At 69.8% G+C, this 17,202-nt stretch carries 12 protein-coding genes; 6 read left to right on the forward strand and 6 right to left on the reverse strand.

What is annotated here, in order from left to right:
* Positions 1-8: 8 nt before the first annotated feature.
* A complete protein-coding gene (metH, locus tag OG936_RS05510) occupies positions 9-3,521 on the reverse strand; it encodes a methionine synthase (protein ID WP_406492906.1) in 3,513 nt (1,170 codons plus the stop codon).
* A 239-nt stretch (positions 3,522-3,760) separates the two neighbouring features.
* Between metH and OG936_RS05515 the strand changes: the two genes are divergently transcribed.
* The 5 genes from OG936_RS05515 (at position 3,761) to OG936_RS05535 (ending at position 9,698) form a co-directional block, all read left to right on the forward strand.
* Positions 3,761-4,525 carry an IclR family transcriptional regulator gene (locus tag OG936_RS05515; RefSeq protein WP_383753731.1) on the forward strand — a complete coding sequence of 255 codons (765 nt, stop codon included), beginning with the start codon at positions 3,761-3,763 and terminating at the stop codon, positions 4,523-4,525.
* Positions 4,526-4,789: 264 nt separating this feature from the next.
* Entirely contained in the window at positions 4,790-5,581 is a 792-nt protein-coding gene (locus tag OG936_RS05520; RefSeq protein WP_266745246.1) for an MIP/aquaporin family protein, read from the forward strand.
* Between the two features lie 71 nt (positions 5,582-5,652).
* Positions 5,653-7,179, forward strand: coding sequence for a glycerol kinase GlpK (gene glpK / locus OG936_RS05525; protein ID WP_266745247.1), 1,527 nt, complete (start codon positions 5,653-5,655; stop codon positions 7,177-7,179).
* Positions 7,180-7,184: 5 nt separating this feature from the next.
* Positions 7,185-8,795 (forward strand): FAD-dependent oxidoreductase, encoded by a 1,611-nt coding sequence (locus OG936_RS05530; protein WP_406492908.1) that lies wholly within the window; start codon positions 7,185-7,187, stop codon positions 8,793-8,795.
* 231 nt (positions 8,796-9,026) lie between these two features.
* A complete protein-coding gene (locus OG936_RS05535; protein ID WP_384458404.1) occupies positions 9,027-9,698 on the forward strand; it encodes a FadR/GntR family transcriptional regulator in 672 nt (223 codons plus the stop codon).
* 141 nt (positions 9,699-9,839) lie between these two features.
* Here OG936_RS05535 and OG936_RS05540 read toward each other — a convergent pair whose 3' ends face one another.
* From OG936_RS05540 to OG936_RS05560, 5 genes are all read right to left on the reverse strand, one after another.
* Entirely contained in the window at positions 9,840-10,892 is a 1,053-nt protein-coding gene (locus tag OG936_RS05540; RefSeq protein ID WP_266745249.1) for an ABC transporter permease, read from the reverse strand.
* Positions 10,889-12,409: a sugar ABC transporter ATP-binding protein gene (locus tag OG936_RS05545; RefSeq protein ID WP_406492911.1), complete on the reverse strand. Its 1,521-nt coding sequence runs from the start codon at positions 12,407-12,409 to the stop codon at positions 10,889-10,891. Before OG936_RS05545 ends, OG936_RS05540 begins: the two co-directional genes overlap by 4 nt.
* A gap of 121 nt (positions 12,410-12,530) precedes the next feature.
* On the reverse strand, positions 12,531-13,571 hold the full coding sequence (locus OG936_RS05550) for a sugar ABC transporter substrate-binding protein (protein ID WP_406492912.1): 1,041 nt from the start codon (positions 13,569-13,571) through the stop codon (positions 12,531-12,533).
* Positions 13,572-13,717: 146 nt separating this feature from the next.
* Positions 13,718-14,497, reverse strand: a complete 780-nt coding sequence (locus tag OG936_RS05555) for an SDR family NAD(P)-dependent oxidoreductase (RefSeq protein WP_383753747.1) — start codon at positions 14,495-14,497, stop codon at positions 13,718-13,720.
* The gene (locus OG936_RS05560) at positions 14,497-15,828 is read right to left on the reverse strand and encodes an L-fuconate dehydratase (protein ID WP_406492914.1); all 1,332 of its coding nucleotides are present in this window, start codon (positions 15,826-15,828) and stop codon (positions 14,497-14,499) included. The genes OG936_RS05555 and OG936_RS05560 overlap by 1 nt, the downstream gene beginning before the upstream one ends.
* Positions 15,829-16,083: 255 nt before the next feature.
* Here OG936_RS05560 and OG936_RS05565 point away from each other — a divergent pair, with 255 nt between their 5' ends.
* Entirely contained in the window at positions 16,084-17,154 is a 1,071-nt protein-coding gene (locus OG936_RS05565) for a PAC2 family protein (protein WP_406492916.1), read from the forward strand.
* Positions 17,155-17,202: the final 48 nt, after the last annotated feature.

The raw sequence follows: 17,202 nt of genomic DNA on the forward strand, positions 1-17,202 counted from the left end.
ACGCAGTCCTACCGCGCGTTGAAGTACTTCGCCTCCGGGTGATGGATGACGATCGCGTCGGTGGACTGCTCCGGGTGCAGCTGGAATTCCTCCGAGAGCTGCACGCCGATCCGCTCCGGCTGGAGCAGCTCGGCGATCTTCGCCCGGTCCTCCAGGTCGGGGCAGGCGCCGTAGCCGAGGGAGAAGCGCGCTCCGCGGTACTTCAGGGCGAACATGTCCTCGACATCGGCCGGGTCCTCGCCGCCGAAGCCGAGCTCGGAGCGGACGCGGGCGTGCCAGTACTCGGCGAGGGCCTCGGCCAGCTGTACGGACAGGCCGTGCAGCTCCAGGTAGTCGCGGTAGGCGTTGGCCTCGAAGAGTTTGGCGGTCTCGCCGCCGATCTTCGAACCGACGGTGACGACCTGGAGACCGATCACGTCCGTCTCGCCGGACTCCTCGGGGCGGAAGAAGTCCGCGAGGCAGAGGCGGCGGCCACGGCGCTGGCGCGGGAAGGTGAAGCGGGTGCGCTCGGAACCGTCCTCGTGGAGCAGGATCAGGTCTTCGCCCTTGGAGACACAGGGGAAGTAGCCGTAGACGACGGCGGCTTCCAGCAGGTTCTCGGTGTGGAGCTTGTCGAGCCAGCCGCGCAGGTGCGGGCGGCCCTCGGTCTCGACCAGTTCCTCGTACGTCGGTCCGTCACCGGCGCGGGCCTGCTTCAGGCCCCACTGGCCCTTGAAGAGCGCGCCCTCGTCCAGCCAGGACGCGTACTCCTTGAGCTGAATGCCCTTGACGACCCGGGTACCCCAGAAGGGGGGCTCGGGGACCGGGTTGTCCACGGCGACGTCGGAGCGGACGCCCTCCTGCGGCTCGTCGACCTCCAGGACCGCAGTGTCGCGCTTGGGAACGCGGCGCTGCTTGAGTTCCGGAAGGACGGCGCCGGGCACGCCGCGCTTGACCGCGATCAGGGCGTCCATCAGGCGCAGTCCCTCGAACGCGTCGCGGGCGTAGCGGACCTCGCCCTCGTAGATCTCGTGGAGGTCCTGCTCGACGTAGGCCCGGGTGAGGGCGGCGCCGCCGAGGATCACCGGGAAGTCGGCGGCCAGCTTGCGCTGGTTCAGCTCCTCCAGGTTCTCCTTCATGATCACGGTGGACTTCACCAGCAGGCCGGACATGCCGATGACGTCGGCGCGGTGCTCCTCGGCGGCCTCCAGGATCGCGGAGACGGGCTGCTTGATGCCGAGGTTCACGACGTTGTAGCCGTTGTTGGAGAGGATGATGTCGACGAGGTTCTTGCCGATGTCGTGGACGTCGCCGCGGACGGTGGCCAGGACGATGGTGCCCTTGCCCTCGGCGTCGGACTTCTCCATGTGCGGCTCCAGGTAGGCCACCGCGGTCTTCATGACCTCGGCGGACTGGAGCACGAACGGCAGCTGCATCTGGCCGGAGCCGAAGAGCTCGCCGACGACCTTCATGCCCTCCAGGAGGGTGTCGTTGACGATGTCGAGGGCCGGGCGGGTCCTCAGGGCCTCGTCGAGGTCGGTCTCCAGGCCGTTCTTCTCGCCGTCGATGATGCGGCGCTGGAGGCGTTCGTCGAGCGGCAGGGCGAGGAGTTCCTCGGCCTTGCCCGCCTTCATCGACTTCGTGCTGACGCCCTCGAAGAGCTCCATGAGCTTCTGGAGGGGGTCGTAGCCCTCGGAGCGCCGGTCGTAGATGAGGTCGAGCGCGACCTCGACCTGCTCCTCTTCGAGGCGTGCGATCGGAAGGATCTTGGAGGCGTGCACGATCGCGGAGTCGAGACCGGCCTTGACGCACTCGTCGAGGAAGACGGAGTTGAGAACGACACGGGCGGCCGGGTTGAGGCCGAAGGAGATGTTGGACAGGCCGAGCGTCGTCTGTACGTCGGGGTGGCGCTTCTTCAGTTCGCGGATGGCCCCGATGGTGGCGACGCCGTCGCCGCGGGATTCCTCCTGGCCGGTGCAGATCGTGAAGGTCAGGGTGTCGATGAGGATGTCCGACTCCTGGATGCCCCAGTTGCCGGTCAGGTCCGCGATGAGCCGCTCGGCGACGGCGACCTTGTGCTCGACCGTGCGGGCCTGGCCCTCCTCGTCGATGGTCAGGGCGATCAGCGCGGCGCCGTGCTCGGCGGCCAGCGCGGTGACCTTGGCGAAGCGGGACTCGGGGCCGTCGCCGTCCTCGTAGTTGATGGAGTTGAGGACGGCACGGCCGCCGAGCTTCTCCAGACCGGCGCGCAGGACGGGCAGTTCGGTGGAGTCGAGCACGATCGGCAGGGTGGAGGCGGTGGCGAAGCGGCCGGCCAGTTCCTCCATGTCCGCCACTCCGTCGCGGCCCACGTAGTCGACGCAGAGGTCGAGCATGTGGGCGCCCTCGCGGATCTGGTCGCGGGCCATCTCCACGCAGTCGTCCCAGCGGGCCGCCAGCATCGCCTCGCGGAACTTCTTGGAGCCGTTGGCGTTCGTCCGCTCGCCGATCGCGAGGTACGAGGTGTCCTGGCGGAACGGGACGGTCTGGTAGAGGGACGCGGCGCCCGGCTCGGGGTGCGGGACGCGGGGGGTGACGGCGACGCCGCGGACCCGCTCGACGACCTGGCGCAGGTGCTCCGGGGTCGTACCGCAGCAGCCGCCGACCAGCGCGAGGCCGTACTCGCGGACGAAGGTCTCCTGGGCGTCGGCCAGCTCGGCCGGGGACAGCGGGTAGTGCGCGCCGTCCTTGCCGAGCACGGGGAGGCCGGCGTTGGGCATGCAGGAGAGCGGGATGCGCGAGTGCCGGGCGAGATAGCGCAGGTGCTCGCTCATCTCGGCCGGGCCGGTGGCGCAGTTCAGACCGATGAGGTCGATGCCGAGCGGCTCCAGGGCGGTGAGCGCCGCACCGATCTCGGAGCCGAGCAGCATGGTGCCGGTCGTCTCGACGGTGACGGAGCAGATCACCGGGAGGTTGGCCCCGGTGGCCTCCAGGGCGCGGCGGGCGCCGATGACGGAGGCCTTGGTCTGCAGCAGGTCCTGGGTGGTCTCGACCAGGAGGGCGTCGGCACCGCCGGCGATCATGCCCTCGGCGTTCTGCTGGTAGGCGTCGCGGAGTTTGGTGTACGGGGCGTGGCCCAGCGTCGGCAGCTTCGTGCCCGGGCCCATGGAGCCGAGCACCCAGCGCTGCTGTCCGGTGGAGGCGGTGAATTCGTCGGCGACCTCGCGGGCGATGCGCGCGCCGGACTCGGAGAGCTCGAAGACCCGCTCGGCGATGTCGTACTCGCCCAGGGCGGCCAGGTTGGCGCCGAAGGTGTTCGTCTCGACGCAGTCCACGCCGACGGCGAAGTACTCCTCGTGCACGGAGCGCACGATGTCGGGGCGCGTGACGTTCAGGATCTCGTTGCAGCCTTCGAGGTTCTGGAAGTCCTCGAGGGTCGGGTCCTGTGCCTGGAGCATGGTGCCCATGGCACCGTCGGCCACCACCACCCGGGTGGCGAGTGCCTCACGGAGGGCTTCGGCTCGGTTCCGGCTGTCGGCGGAAGGGGTCGGCGACGAGGCCATGGATGTACTCCCTGGGATGCGACGGCTGTCGGCTTTGCGGCTTCGGCGGAAGGCGCACCACGCCAGCGTAGCCGGGCGACGCCCGGGGCCGTCACTCCGTCCCACGGAACGGACGGCATGCTGTGCGGGGGGATGTCCGGATCGCAGTGGTGCCGCGGTTTTCCTGCGCGCTCACGCAAGGGTCGGCATCGACCGATAATGTTCAGCATTGTCGAACCGAGGTGGAGGAGTACGGCGCGATGGCCAAGAACATCCAGTCGCTGGAGCGGGCGGCGGCGATGCTGCGCCTGCTGGCAGGTGGCGAGCGTCGGCTGGGGCTGTCCGACATCGCCTCTTCACTGGGCCTGGCCAAGGGCACCGCACACGGCATTCTGCGCACGCTCCAGCACGAGGGCTTCGTCGAGCAGGACGCGGCGTCCGGCCGTTATCAGCTGGGCGCCGAGCTGCTGCGCCTGGGCAACAGCTATCTGGACGTCCACGAGCTGCGGGCGCGCGCGCTCGTCTGGACGGACGACCTGGCCCGCTCCAGCGGCGAGAGCGCCCATCTGGGGGTCCTTCACCAGCAGGGCGTCCTCATCGTCCACCACGTGTTCCGGCCCGACGACAGCCGGCAGGTCCTGGAGGTCGGGGCCATGCAGCCGCTGCACTCCACGGCCCTGGGCAAGGTGCTCTCGGCGTACGACCCGGTGGCGCACACCGAGGCGATGGAGGCCGAGCGGAGGTCCTTCACCCCGCACACCGTCACCGATACGGCGGAGTTCGAAGCGATGCTCGATCTGATCCGGGCCCGCGGCTGGGCGGCCGACGTGGAGGAGACCTGGGAGGGCGTGGCCGCGGTGGCCGCCCCGATCCACGACCGGCGGCGGATGCCGGTCGGCGCGGTGGCCGTGACCGGCGCGGTGGAGCGGGTCTGCGCGGACGGGGAGCTGCGCCCCGAACTGATCGCCGCGGTGCGGGACTGCGCCCGCGCGGTCTCCAGGGATCTGGGCGCCCGGCCCTTCTGATCGCGGCAGCGAATGATCACCGGCGGCGGCCGCGCCACCCGCGGGCCGCCGGTAACGATCGAGTTTTAGGCCACACAACCCTTGACGCGTGTTTCACCTGGGGGAAGCATTGCCGTTCACCGGTCGGCATTATCGAACAGCTAACGGAATTTCACGTTACGGTGTGCCAGCGCCAAGGGCCGGAAAACGCCCTCATGTGAGGGCGCGGACCACCGGAGGGACCCGGGGTTCGGCTTCCCTGGACGAAGGACAAAGGAGTCGCGGGTGTCCAGCTCCGACATCTTCATCGGCGAGACCACAGGTACCGCCGTACTCATCCTGCTCGGCGGCGGTGTCTGCGCGGCCGTCACTCTCAAGCGCTCCAAGGCGCAGAACGCCGGCTGGCTCGCCATCACCTTCGGGTGGGGTTTCGCAGTCCTGACCGGCGCGTATCTGGCCGGCGGCGTGTCCGGCGCGCATCTCAATCCGGCGGTCACGATCGGTCTCGCGATCGAGGGCGGCACCAAGTGGAGCGACGTGCCGCTGTACCTCGTCTCCCAGCTGTTCGGCGCGATGATCGGCGCGGTGCTGGTCTGGCTGACGTACTACGGGCAGTTCCGGGCGCATCTCACAGATCCGGAGATCGTGGGCGCCCAGCCGGGTGAAGAGGCCATGGTCGACCAGTCCTCCGCCCCGAAGGCAGGCCCGGTGCTGGGCATCTTCTCCACCGGCCCCGAGATCCGGCACGCGGTGCAGAACCTCGCCACCGAGATCATCGCCACCGTCGTGCTCGTCCTGGCGATCCTCACCCAGGGCCTCAACAACGACGGCAACGGCCTCGGCACGCTCGGCGCATTGGTCACCGCGCTGGTCGTCGTCGGTATCGGTCTCTCGCTCGGCGGGCCGACGGGTTACGCGATCAACCCGGTTCGCGACCTCGGTCCGCGTATCGTGCACGCGCTGCTTCCGCTGCCGAACAAGGGCGGCTCCGACTGGGGCTACGCATGGATCCCGGTCGTCGGACCGCTCGTCGGCGGCGCGATCGCGGGCGGGCTCTACAACGTGGCCTTCGCCTGAGCCGTGACGTACAGAGCTGTGACGTACAGAGCCGCAACCCTCACGACCACACAGACTTCCGGGAGCACACCGTGACCGACGCACACACCACCGGCCCGTTCATCGCGGCCATCGACCAGGGCACCACCTCCAGCCGCTGCATCGTCTTCGACAAGGACGGCCGGATCGTCTCCGTCGACCAGAAGGAGCACGAGCAGATCTTCCCGAAGCCGGGCTGGGTCGAGCACAACGCGAGGGAAATCTGGGAGAACGTCCAGGAGGTCGTGGCGGGCGCCGTCGTCAAGGCGGGCATCACCGCCGCCGACGTGAAGGCCATCGGCATCACCAACCAGCGCGAGACCACGCTGCTCTGGGACAAGAACACCGGTGAGCCGGTCCACAACGCCCTCGTCTGGCAGGACACCCGCACCGACGCGCTCTGCAAGGAGCTCGGCCGCAATGTGGGCCAGGACCGCTTCCGCCGCGAGACCGGTCTGCCGCTCGCCTCGTACTTCGCGGGCCCCAAGGTCCGCTGGCTGCTCGACAACGTCGAGGGGCTGCGCGAGCGCGCCGAGCGCGGCGACATCCTCTTCGGCACGATGGACTCCTGGGTCATCTGGAACCTGACCGGCGGTACGAACGGCGGCGTCCACGTCACCGACGTCACCAACGCCTCGCGCACCCTCCTGATGAACCTGCACTCCATGACGTGGGACACCAAGATCCTCGCGTCCATGGAGATCCCGGCGGCCGTGCTGCCCGAGATCCGCTCCTCCGCCGAGGTGTACGGCACCGCGAAGGGCGGCGTCCTGGACGGCGTCCCGGTCGCCTCCGCGCTCGGCGACCAGCAGGCGGCCCTCTTCGGCCAGACCTGTTTCTCCGAGGGCGAGGCCAAGTCCACGTACGGCACCGGCACCTTCATGCTGATGAACACCGGTGAGACGCCCGTCAACTCGTACAACGGACTGCTGACGACCGTCGGGTACCGGATCGGCGAACAGAAGCCGGTCTACGCCCTGGAAGGCTCCATCGCCGTCACCGGCTCGCTGGTGCAGTGGATGCGCGACCAGATGGGCCTGATCAACTCGGCGGCCGAGATCGAGACGCTGGCCTTGTCGGTCGAGGACAACGGCGGCGCGTACTTCGTGCCCGCCTTCTCCGGTCTGTTCGCCCCGTACTGGCGCTCCGACGCCCGCGGCGTCATCGCCGGCCTGACCCGGTACGTCACCAAGGCCCACATCGCCCGTGCCGTCCTGGAGGCCACCGCCTGGCAGACCCGGGAGATCACCGACGCCATGACGAAGGACTCCGGTGTCGAACTCGCCGCCCTGAAGGTCGACGGCGGCATGACCTCCAACAACTTGCTGATGCAGACGCTCGCCGACTTCCTGGACGCACCCGTGGTGCGGCCCATGGTCGCCGAGACGACCTGCCTCGGCGCCGCCTACGCCGCCGGTCTCGCCGTCGGCTTCTGGCCGGACACCGACGCGCTGCGCGCCAACTGGCGCCGGGCCGCCGAGTGGACACCCCGCATGGACGCGGACACCCGCGACCGCGAGTACAAGAGCTGGCTCAAGGCCGTGGAACGGACCCTGGGCTGGCTCGAAGACGAGGAGTAATCACCATGACCACCCTGCAGAGCGTCCCGGCACTCGGGACACACCCGGCCTCCGGCTCCCTCCCGAGCCGCGCCGAGACCCGGGAGCAGCTGTCCAAGGCTGCGTACGACCTCCTGGTGATCGGTGGCGGCATCCTGGGCATCTCCACCGCCTGGCACGCCGCGCAGTCCGGGCTGCGGGTGGCCCTGGTGGACGCCGGCGACTTCGCCGGCGCCACTTCCTCCGCCTCCTCCAAGCTCCTCCACGGCGGTCTGCGCTACCTGCAGACCGGTGCGGTGAAGCTCGTCGCGGAGAATCACTTCGAGCGCCGTGCGGTGTCCCGTCAGGTCGCACCGCACCTGGCCAATCCGCTCACCTTCTACCTGCCGGTCTACAAGGGCGGCCCGCACGGCGCGGCCAAGCTCGGCGCCGGTGTGTTCGCGTACTCGGCGCTCTCCGCGTTCGGTGACGGGGTCGGGCACGTGATCAGCCCGGCGAAGGCGCAGCGCGATGTGCCGGAGCTGCGTACGGACGGTCTGAAGGCCGTCGCGGTCTACGGCGACGACCAGATGAACGATGCCCGGATGGCGCTGATGACGGTCCGCGCGGCCGTCGACGCGGGTGCGGTCGTCCTCAACCACGCGGCGGTGACCGGGCTGCGGTTCACCCGGGGCCGGGTGACGGGCGCCGACCTGGAGGACCGTACGGACGGTACGGAGTTCGGCGTCAACGCCCGTCTGGTGCTGAACGCCACCGGCCCGTGGGTCGATCACCTGCGGAAGATGGAGGACGCCGGCGCGGCTCCTTCGATACGTCTTTCCAAGGGCGCGCACCTGGTCCTGAAGCGGACGCGGCCGTGGAAGGCCGCGCTGGCGACCCCGATCGACAAGTACCGGATCGCGTTCGCCCTGCCCTGGGAGGACATGCTGCTGCTCGGCACGACGGACGAGGAGTACGAGGGCGATCCGGCGGACGTCGCGGTCAACGAGAAGGACACCGCGCAGATCCTGGACGAGGCCGCTTTCTCCATCAAGGACCAGCAGCTGTCGCGCGATCTGATCACGTACTCCTTCGCGGGTCTGCGGGTGCTGCCCGGCAGCCCGGGCGACACGTCCAAGGCCAAGCGCGAGACGGTCGTGACGGAGGGCCGCGGCGGGATGCTGTCGGTCGCGGGCGGCAAGTGGACGACGTTCCGCCACATCGGCCGTACGGTGATGAACAAGCTGGCCGCGCTCCCCGGCCACTCTCTGGCGGACGACATGGAGCCGATCTCGCGGCTGCCGAAGAAGCTCCCGCTGCCCGGCATCGCCAACCCGAACGCGGTGGCGCACCGGCTGCTGATCGACGGCGGTACGCCCGGCCCGCGGATGGCGGCCGACACGGCTCGCCACCTCGCCACCCACTACGGCTCGCTCGCCTTCGACATCGCACGGCTGGCGAACGAGAACCCGGCGCTGGCCGAGCGCGTCCACCCGGACGCGCCGGAGATCTGGGCGCAGGTCGCCTACGCGCGTGATCACGAGTGGGCCGAGACCGCGGACGACGTGCTGCGCCGCCGGACGACGCTGACGATCCGGGGCCTGGCGACGGACGAGATCCGGGCCGGCGTCGAGTCCATGCTCGGCGACCGGGGCTGAGGGGCCGTACGCGTCGGACGGGGCGGTTCCCGGGTGGGGCCGCCCCGTCCGTATGTCCGTATGTCCGCCCGCCGGGGAGGCCTCGGGCCGGTGGGCGCGCCGTACGGGCGCCGTGCGTGTGCGGTCCCCCGGGACGACCTGCGGCAGACCTGGTTCATCAGTCTCTTCCGACCCGCATAATGAGGGGAGACATCGGATGTCTGATTCCCGCCCGGATCCAGGAGGACCGTCATGGCTGTCACCGACGAGGCGATCGAGAAGATCAAGGGAATGATCGTCTCGGGTGCGCTACGGCCCGGCGACCGGCTCCCCAAGGAGAGCGAACTCGCGGCCGAGCTGGGGCTCTCACGCAACTCCCTCCGGGAGGCGGTGCGCGCCCTGTCGCTGATCCGCATCCTCGATGTGCGGCAGGGCGACGGCACGTATGTGACCAGCCTCGATCCGCAGTTGCTGCTGGAGGCGCTGAGCTTCGTCGTGGACTTCCACCGCGACGACACGGTGCTCGAATTCTTGGCGGTCCGCCGGATCCTGGAACCGGCGGCGACGGCGATGGCGGCCACCCGGATCAGCGAGGCCCAACTGGACTTGCTGAGCTCGCAGTTGGACGCCCTGGGCGCGCAGCCCTCGGTGGAGGAGCTGGTCGCCTGCGATCTGGAGTTCCACCGCGGGATCGTGCAGTCCTCCGGGAACTCGGTGCTCTGCTCGCTGCTCGACGGGCTGTCGGGGCCGACGACCCGGGCGCGGGTCTGGCGCGGTCTGACGCAGGAGGACGCGGTGAGCCGCACGCTCCATGAGCACCGGGCGATCGTGTCGGCGCTGCGGGACCGGGACGCGGAGGCCGCGCGGGCGTGGGCGACGGTGCATGTGGCGAGCGTGGAGCAGTGGTTGCGGTCGACGCTGTAGTGCGGGAAGGGGCTGGTGGGTTGTTTCCCCCACAGCCCCCTCCCGTAACCGGGGCTCCGCCCCGGACCCCGGAACCCCGGACCCCGGTCCTCGAACGCCGGACGGGCCGGATCTGCCCGTCCGGCGTTCGGGAGGCGGGCCTCAGTCCTGCTTCTCGCCGCTCGCGAAGCGGGAGATGACCAGGGCGACGATGATGATCGCGCCGTTGAGGAACTGGTTCCACAGCGCCGGGACACCGCCGAGGGTCATCACGTTGACCACCAGCTGGAGCGTCAGTACGCCGGTCAGCGCGCCGAACAGGGTGCCGCGGCCGCCCTTGAGGCTGATGCCGCCGATGACCGCGGCGGCGAACACCTGGAAGATCCAGCCGTTGCCCTGGGTCGCCGCGACCGATCCATAGTGGCCGGTGTAGAGGATGCCCGCGAAGGCCGCCAGCAGACCGCCGATGGCGAGGACGATCCAGGTGACGCGGTCCACCCGGATGCCCGCGGCGCGCGCGGCCTCCGGGTTGCCACCGATCGCGTACAGCGAACGCCCGTGGCGCAGCCAGGCCAGCGCGGCGCCGCCGACGGCGAACAGCGCCAGGCAGATCCAGACAGCGGCCGGTGCGCCGAACCACTCGCTTTTGCCGAGGTAGCGGAAGGACTCCGGAACGTCGGTGATGGACTTGCCCTCGGTGATGCCGATGTGGAGGCCGCGCAGCATGGTGAGCATGCCGAGCGTGGCGATGAAGCCGTTGACCCGCAGTTTCAGCATCAGGAAGCCGTTGACGGCACCGATGGCGAGGCCCACGAGCAGACAGAGCGGGATCGCCGACCAGGTGGGCAGCAGGCCCAGGCCCGCGAAGCGGCCGCCCTCGGTGGGCAGGACGAGCCACATCGCGACGACGGGTGCGATGCCGATCGTCGACTCCAGCGACAGGTCCATCCGCCCGCAGATCAGGATCAGCGCCTGGCCCAGGACCAGCAGGCTCAGCTCGGAGGACTGCTGGACGACGCTGATCAGGTTCTCGGAGGTCAGGAACACCGGCGAGACGATGAACCCGATCACCATCAGCACCAGGATCACCGGTACCAGCGAGAAGTCGCTCCACCGGATCAGCTTCAGCCGGTCCAGCGGGCGTTCGCCCGTCAAGGAGCCCTTGGACCCGCCGTTGATGTCGTCGGCCGCCGCGGGCCGTACCGTGCCGGTCATTCCCTTTCCCCCACACCTTCCATGGCGGCGACGAGTTCCCCGTCGGTCCACCCGCTGGCGAATGTCGCAACCACACGCCCGTGGAACAGGGCGAGTACCCGGTCGCAGACCCGCAGATCGTCCAGTTCGTCCGAGATGATCACTGCGGCGTTCCCCTCGTCGGCGACCCGCCGTACGACTCCGAGCAGCGAGTCCTTGGACTTGACGTCCACACCCGCGGTGGGCCGGACCGCCACCAGCACGCTCGGATTGCGGGCCAGCGCGCGGGCGACCACCACCTTCTGCTGGTTTCCGCCGGAGAGTCCGGAGACGGGCTGCTCGGGCCCCTGTGTCTTGATGTCCAGCGAGGTGATCATGGTCCGTGCGAACTCCCTGGTACGGGAGGGCAGTACGGTCCCCCACGGGCCGAGCTGGTCGGTGACGGTGAGGGTGGCGTTCTCGGCGACGCTGCGTTCCAGGACGAGGCCCTGGTCGTGCCGGTCCTCGGGGATGTAGCCGATCCCGGCGTCCAGTGCGTGCGGCACGCTGCCGGAGCGCACGGCCCTGCCGTGGACGGAGACCGTGCCGCCGCTCGCCTTGCGCATTCCGGCCAGGGTCTCGCCCAGGGCCGTGTTGCCGCTGGCCGCGGAGCCGGCCAGGCCGAGCACCTCGCCGGGGCGGACCTCCAGGTCCAGGGGTTCGAACCGGCCCTGGAGGGTGAGGTGTTCGGTCCGCAGGACGGGGGCGGTCGATTCGTCCCGAGCCGTCGCGCCGTCACCGCTCGCGTGCCAGGCGGTGGCGCCGGCGGACTGTTCGCCGGTCATCGCCGCCACCAGTTCCGCCTTGGCCACGTCGGCGACCGGCGCGCTGAGCACATGACGGGCGTCGCGGTAGACGGTGACCGCCGTGCACAGCTCGTACACCTCCTGCAGATGGTGGGAGATGAAGAGGAACGCCACTCCCTGGCTCTGCAGTTCCCTGAGTTTGTCGAAGAGCCGCCCGATGCCGCGGGCATCGAGCTGGGCGGTCGGCTCGTCCAGGATGATCAGCCGGGCGCCGAAGGACAGCGCCCGCGCGATCTCGACGAACTGCCGCTGCTCGACGGCGAGATCGCGCGCCCGGGTGCCGGGGTCGACCTGGACGCCGTACTCGGCGAGGAGCCCCTCGGCCCGCTTGCGGAGCTTCCCCCAGCTGATCCAGCGGGCGTGGTCGTCGAAGCGGTTGAGGAAGAGGTTCTCGGCGACGGTCAGATCGGGGACGACCATCGACTTCTGGTAGACGCAGGCGACCTTCGACTGCCAGGCCGTGGTGTCCCCGAAGGCGGGCGCGGGCTCCCCACCGAAGGTGACCGTGCCCGCGTCCGCCTTGTGGAGCCCGGTCAGGACACTGACCAGCGTCGACTTGCCCGCGCCGTTGCGGCCGACGAGGGCGTGGGACTCACCGGGCCGCACGGTGAGCTTCACCCCGTCGAGCGCCACGGTCGGACCGAAGCGTTTGACGATGCCCGCCGCCTGTACGGCGGGCGGTGCCTTTTCCATCAGACCCCTTGAAGCGCTGTAGTAATTCGGTGCTCTGCCCCCGGGCAGCGGTCAGGGCTTGGCCGCGTCCCGGTTCCTCGTTACCGAGAGGGAGGAGTCACGGCTAGTGCCGCGACCGGCACTAGCTCTTCTTCTCCAGCTGATTGGCCCACAGTTTCGGGTCGTCCACGTTGTCCTTGGTCACCAGGGGCGCGGGGAGTTGGTCCTCGAAGCCGTTCGGGATCCTGATGATGTTCGAGTCGTGGTCGGTCGGGCCTTCCTTGAAGGTCTTGCCGTCCAGGGCCGCCTTCGCGTAGTACAGCGCGTACTTCGCGTACAGGTCGGCGGGCTGCGAGATCGTCGCGTCGATCTTCCCCGCCTTGATGGCGTCGAACTCCTCCGGGATGCCGTCGTTGGAGATGATCGTGATGTGGCCCGGCGTACCGGCCGGCTTCAGCAGCTTCTTCTGCTCCAGGAGCGCGAGGGTGGGCTGCAGGAAGACGCCGCCCGCCTGCATGTAGATGCCGTTGATGTCGGGGTTGGCGGCCAGGGTGGCCTGGAGCTTGGCGGAGGCGACGTCGCCCTTCCAGTCGGTGGCCAGCTCGAAGACCTTGATGCCGGGAAAGTCCTTGTCCATGCAGGCCTTGAACGCCTCGGACCGGTCACGGCCGTTGATCGAGGCGAGGTCGCCCTGGAACTCGACGACCTTGCCCTTGCCCTTCAGCTGCTCGCCGAGGTACTTGCAGGCGTTGGTCCCGTACGCCTTGTTGTCGGCCCGCACCACCATGTAGATGTTGCCCTTGTCGGGGCGGGTGTCGACGCTGATGACGGGGATCTTCTTCTCGTTCAGCGTGTTGAGCGATTCGGCTATCGCACCGGTGTCCTGGGGTGCCATCACGACGGCCTTGGCGCCCTGGTCGGTGAAGGTCTGGACGTTGGCGACCAGCTTGCCGATGTCATTCTGCGAGTTGGTCAGCGGCAGGGCCTTGACCTCGCCCGCGTTGACCCCCTTCTGCACATAGTTCTGGTACGAGTTCCAGAAGTCGCTGTCGCTGCGCGGCAGGTCGATTCCGACCTTCCCGCCTCCCGCGCCGTCGGCCGAGGACTCGCGGTTGCAGCCCGCGAGGGCAGTGACGGCCAGCAGTACGGCGCAGGCTGCCGCACTCTTCGTACGCACTCTCATTGGTGTCCCAATCCTTGGCGGAGTACCGGTCGGAGCTCTGCGGGCAGAGCGGCGGTGCATGGTGCTCGGGGGCGCGGCCCGGTGGTGCGGCTCGGGCCTGTCCGGCGGATCAGGGCCGGACAGGCCCGGGGGCCGCGCGTCCTTGATCAGCTTTCGGCGGGGCGCAGGCGCAGGCCCTGCATTCCGCCGTCGACGGCGAGTGCCGTGCCGGTGACGGAGGCGGCGGCGGGGCTCGCGAGGTAGACGATCGCGGCGGCCACCTCATCGGCCGAGACCAGCCGCCCGAGCGGCTGGCGGGCGTCCAGCGCGGCCCGTTCGGCGACCGGGTCGTCGGCCTGTCCGAGGAGCCGGCCGATCCACGGGGTGTCCGCGGTGCCCGGGTTGACGCAGTTGACCCGGATGCCCTCGCGGACGTGGTCGGCGGCCATCGCGAGGGTCAGGGAGAGGACCGCGCCCTTGCTCGCGCTGTACAGGGCGCGCTGCGGCAGCCCGGCGGTCGCGGCGATCGAGCAGGTCTGGGTGATCGAGACGGCACCGGGGCGTTCGGCCGCCGCGCTCCGCAGATGGGGCAGGGCGTGCCGGGCGGTACGGACCATGCCGAGGACGTTGATGTCCAGGACCCGGGTCCACTCCTCGTCGGCGTTGTCCTCGACGGTGCCGATGGAACCGATGCCCGCGTTGGACACGACGGTATGCAGGCCGCCGAGTTCGCCGGCCGCCCGGTCGACCGCCTCGCGCACGGCGTGGTCGTCGGTGACGTCCGCCTTGACGGCCAGGACGCCCGCGGGGGCGCCCGCGGTCTCCCGGTCGAGCACCGCCACCTGGGCGCCGCGCGCCAGCAGCAGGGTCGCGACGGCGGCGCCGATGCCGGAGGCACCGCCCGTCACCAGGGCGTTCATCCCCTCGAAGTCGCGTGTGCCGGTCATCAGTTGGCCTCCTCGGTGGTGCGGCGGGCCTGCCATACGGGGCCCTCCGGATAGCGGTGCGCGGCGATCGACTCGGGGAGCATCCGGGCGGAGAAGCCCGGTGAATCAGGCGCGGCGTAACGGCCGTTCTCGATCACGGTGGGGTCGGCGAAGTGTTCGTGGAGATGGTCGACGTACTCGATCACTCGGTTCTCCCGGCTTCCGGAGACCGCCACATAGTCGAACATCGAGAGGTGTTGCACCAGCTCGCAGAGCCCGACTCCGCCCGCGTGCGGGCAGACCGGCACGTCGTACTTGGCGGCGAGCAGCAGGATCGCCAGGTTCTCGTTGACGCCCGCGACCCGGGCCGCGTCGATCTGGACGAAGTCGACGGCTCCGGCCTGCAGCAGCTGCTTGAACACGACCCGGTTGGCGACGTGTTCACCGGTGGCGACCTTGACGGGCTGCCCGGCGCGGACGGCCGCGTGGCCGAGGATGTCGTCCGGGCTGGTCGGCTCCTCGATCCAGTGCGGGTCGAACGGCGCGAGCGCGGTCATCCACTCCACCGCGTCGGCGACGTCCCAGCGCTGGTTGGCGTCGACGGCGATCCGGATGTCCGGCCCGACGGCCTCGCGGGCCAGCGCGAGTCTGCGGACGTCGTCGCGGATGTCGCCGCCGACCTTCAGCTTGATCTGGGTGAAGCCGTCGGCGACGGCCTCCTTCGCCAGCCGGACCAGCTTGTCGTCGGTGTATCCCAGCCAGCCCGGCGAGGTGGTGTATGCGGGGTAGCCCTCGGCGCGCAGCCGCTCGGCGCGCTCGGCCCGCCCCGGTTCGGCGGCCCGCAGGATCGCGAGGGCCTCGTCGGGGGTGAGGGCGTCGGTGAGATAGCGGAAGTCGACGAGCGAGACGAGCTCCTCGGGCGTCATCTCGGCGAGGAACTGCCAGACGGGCCTGCCCGCCTGCTTCGCCGCCAGGTCCCAGGCCGCGTTGACGACCGCGCCGGCCGCCATGTGCATCACGCCCTTCTCGGGGCCGAGCCAGCGCAGTTGGGAGTCATGGGTGAGCTCGCGGTGCAGTGCGGCGAGGTCGGCCGCGGTCCTGGGCGCCGGGCGCCCCACGACGTACGGGCGCAGCGCCTCGATGGCGGCGGCCATCACCTCGTTGCCGCGCCCGATGGTGAAACAGAAGCCATGTCCCTCGACGACGGCGCCCTCGTCGAGAATTTCGGTACGCAGGACGACGTAGGCGGCCGAGTAGTCGGGATCGGCGTTCATGGCGTCCGAGCCGTCCAGTTGTTCCGAGGTCGGAAATCGGATGTCGTGAACCTCGAAATCCGTGACGGTCTGACTCATGTGCGCCCCCAGGGGAATAACATCGGACCTCTGTTCTGATCATCCGATGTATAGCGTCAGGAAGGCCCCAACGTCCAGAGTCGGGGCGAAATTGACGGACACAGCTCGGATGTATTCAGAGACTGATGCCCTGATTCGACCGGTGATGCACCCCCGTGGCACAGGTTCACCCGGCTGTGCACAGGGGCTGCGGTGGGAGTGGCCGGAAGCCGTAAGGTTGGTGCGTACACAAGGGAACTTCGGAAGGAGGCCTGGGTGATCGAGCTCGAGGGGGTTCCCGAGCTGATCGACCCGGTCATGGTGGCCGCGTTCGAGGGATGGAACGACGCAGGTGACGCCGCCTCCACGGCGGTCGCGCATCTGGACCGGGAGTGGAAGGGAGAGGTGTTCGCGGCACTGGACGCCGAGGACTACTACGACTTCCAGGTCAACCGGCCGACGGTCTGGCTGGACGGCGGGGTGCGCAAGATCACCTGGCCGACCACCCGGCTCTCCGTGGTCCGTGTGGGCGGGGAGAAGCCCCGTGACCTCGTCCTGGTCCGCGGTATCGAACCGTCCATGCGCTGGCGCTCGTTCTGCAACGAGATCCTGGCCTTCGCCCATGAGCTGGGCGTGGAGATGGTGGTGATCCTGGGCGCACTGCTCGGCGACACCCCGCACACCCGCCCGGTGCCGGTCAGCGGAGTCACCTCCGACCCGGATCTGGCGCGGACCATGGACCTGGAAGAGACCAGGTACGAGGGCCCGACGGGCATCGTCGGCATCCTCCAGGAGGCCTGCACGCACGCGGGCGTGCCCGCGGTGAGTCTGTGGGCGGCGGTGCCGCACTACGTGTCGCAGCCACCCAATCCGAAGGCCACCCTCGCGCTGCTCAACCGCTTGGAGGACCTTATCGGCCTGCGCATCCCGCTGGGCGAACTGCCCGAGGACGCCCGTGCCTGGCAGGTCGGCGTGGACCAACTGGCCTCCGAGGACAGCGAAGTGGCGGAGTACGTGCAGACGCTGGAGGAGGCCCGGGACACCGCGGAGCTCCCCGAGGCGAGCGGCGAGGCCATCGCCCGGGAGTTCGAGCGCTATCTGCGCCGCAGGGACGTCGGTCCGGGCCAGGGGCCCGGCGGGCATGCGACGGAGAGTGGCGACGCCTCGTATCTGCGCGACACCTCCGGTGGCCGCACCCGTTCGCCGAAGCCGCTCCGGCCGGAATCCGGCGGCGGGACGGGACCCGGCCGGCAGTCTCCGGCCGGCCAGGAGGACGAGGACGGCGACGGCGGTCACGACGGGGGCGACGGCCCCCAGGATTCATCGGAGGACTCCTCGGAGGACTGATACGACCGGTGGAGCGCCGGGCGGGACGTACGGTACGTACGCACCCGC

Source organism: Streptomyces sp. NBC_00846, assembly GCF_045207325.1.
GTDB lineage: Bacteria > Actinomycetota > Actinomycetes > Streptomycetales > Streptomycetaceae > Streptomyces.

Bases quoted from the DNA above. Each gene is read 5' to 3' on its own strand.
- metH (WP_406492906.1), bottom strand. From the start codon at position 3,521: ATGGCCTCGTCGCCGACCCCTTCCGCCGACAGCCGGAACCGAGCCGAA.
- OG936_RS05515 (WP_383753731.1), top strand. From the start codon at position 3,761: ATGGCCAAGAACATCCAGTCGCTGGAGCGGGCGGCGGCGATGCTGCGC.
- OG936_RS05530 (WP_406492908.1), top strand. From the start codon at position 7,185: ATGACCACCCTGCAGAGCGTCCCGGCACTCGGGACACACCCGGCCTCC.
- OG936_RS05535 (WP_384458404.1), top strand. From the start codon at position 9,027: ATGGCTGTCACCGACGAGGCGATCGAGAAGATCAAGGGAATGATCGTC.
- OG936_RS05540 (WP_266745249.1), bottom strand. From the start codon at position 10,892: ATGACCGGCACGGTACGGCCCGCGGCGGCCGACGACATCAACGGCGGG.
- OG936_RS05545 (WP_406492911.1), bottom strand. From the start codon at position 12,409: ATGGAAAAGGCACCGCCCGCCGTACAGGCGGCGGGCATCGTCAAACGC.
- OG936_RS05550 (WP_406492912.1), bottom strand. From the start codon at position 13,571: ATGAGAGTGCGTACGAAGAGTGCGGCAGCCTGCGCCGTACTGCTGGCC.
- OG936_RS05555 (WP_383753747.1), bottom strand. From the start codon at position 14,497: ATGACCGGCACACGCGACTTCGAGGGGATGAACGCCCTGGTGACGGGC.
- OG936_RS05560 (WP_406492914.1), bottom strand. From the start codon at position 15,828: ATGAGTCAGACCGTCACGGATTTCGAGGTTCACGACATCCGATTTCCG.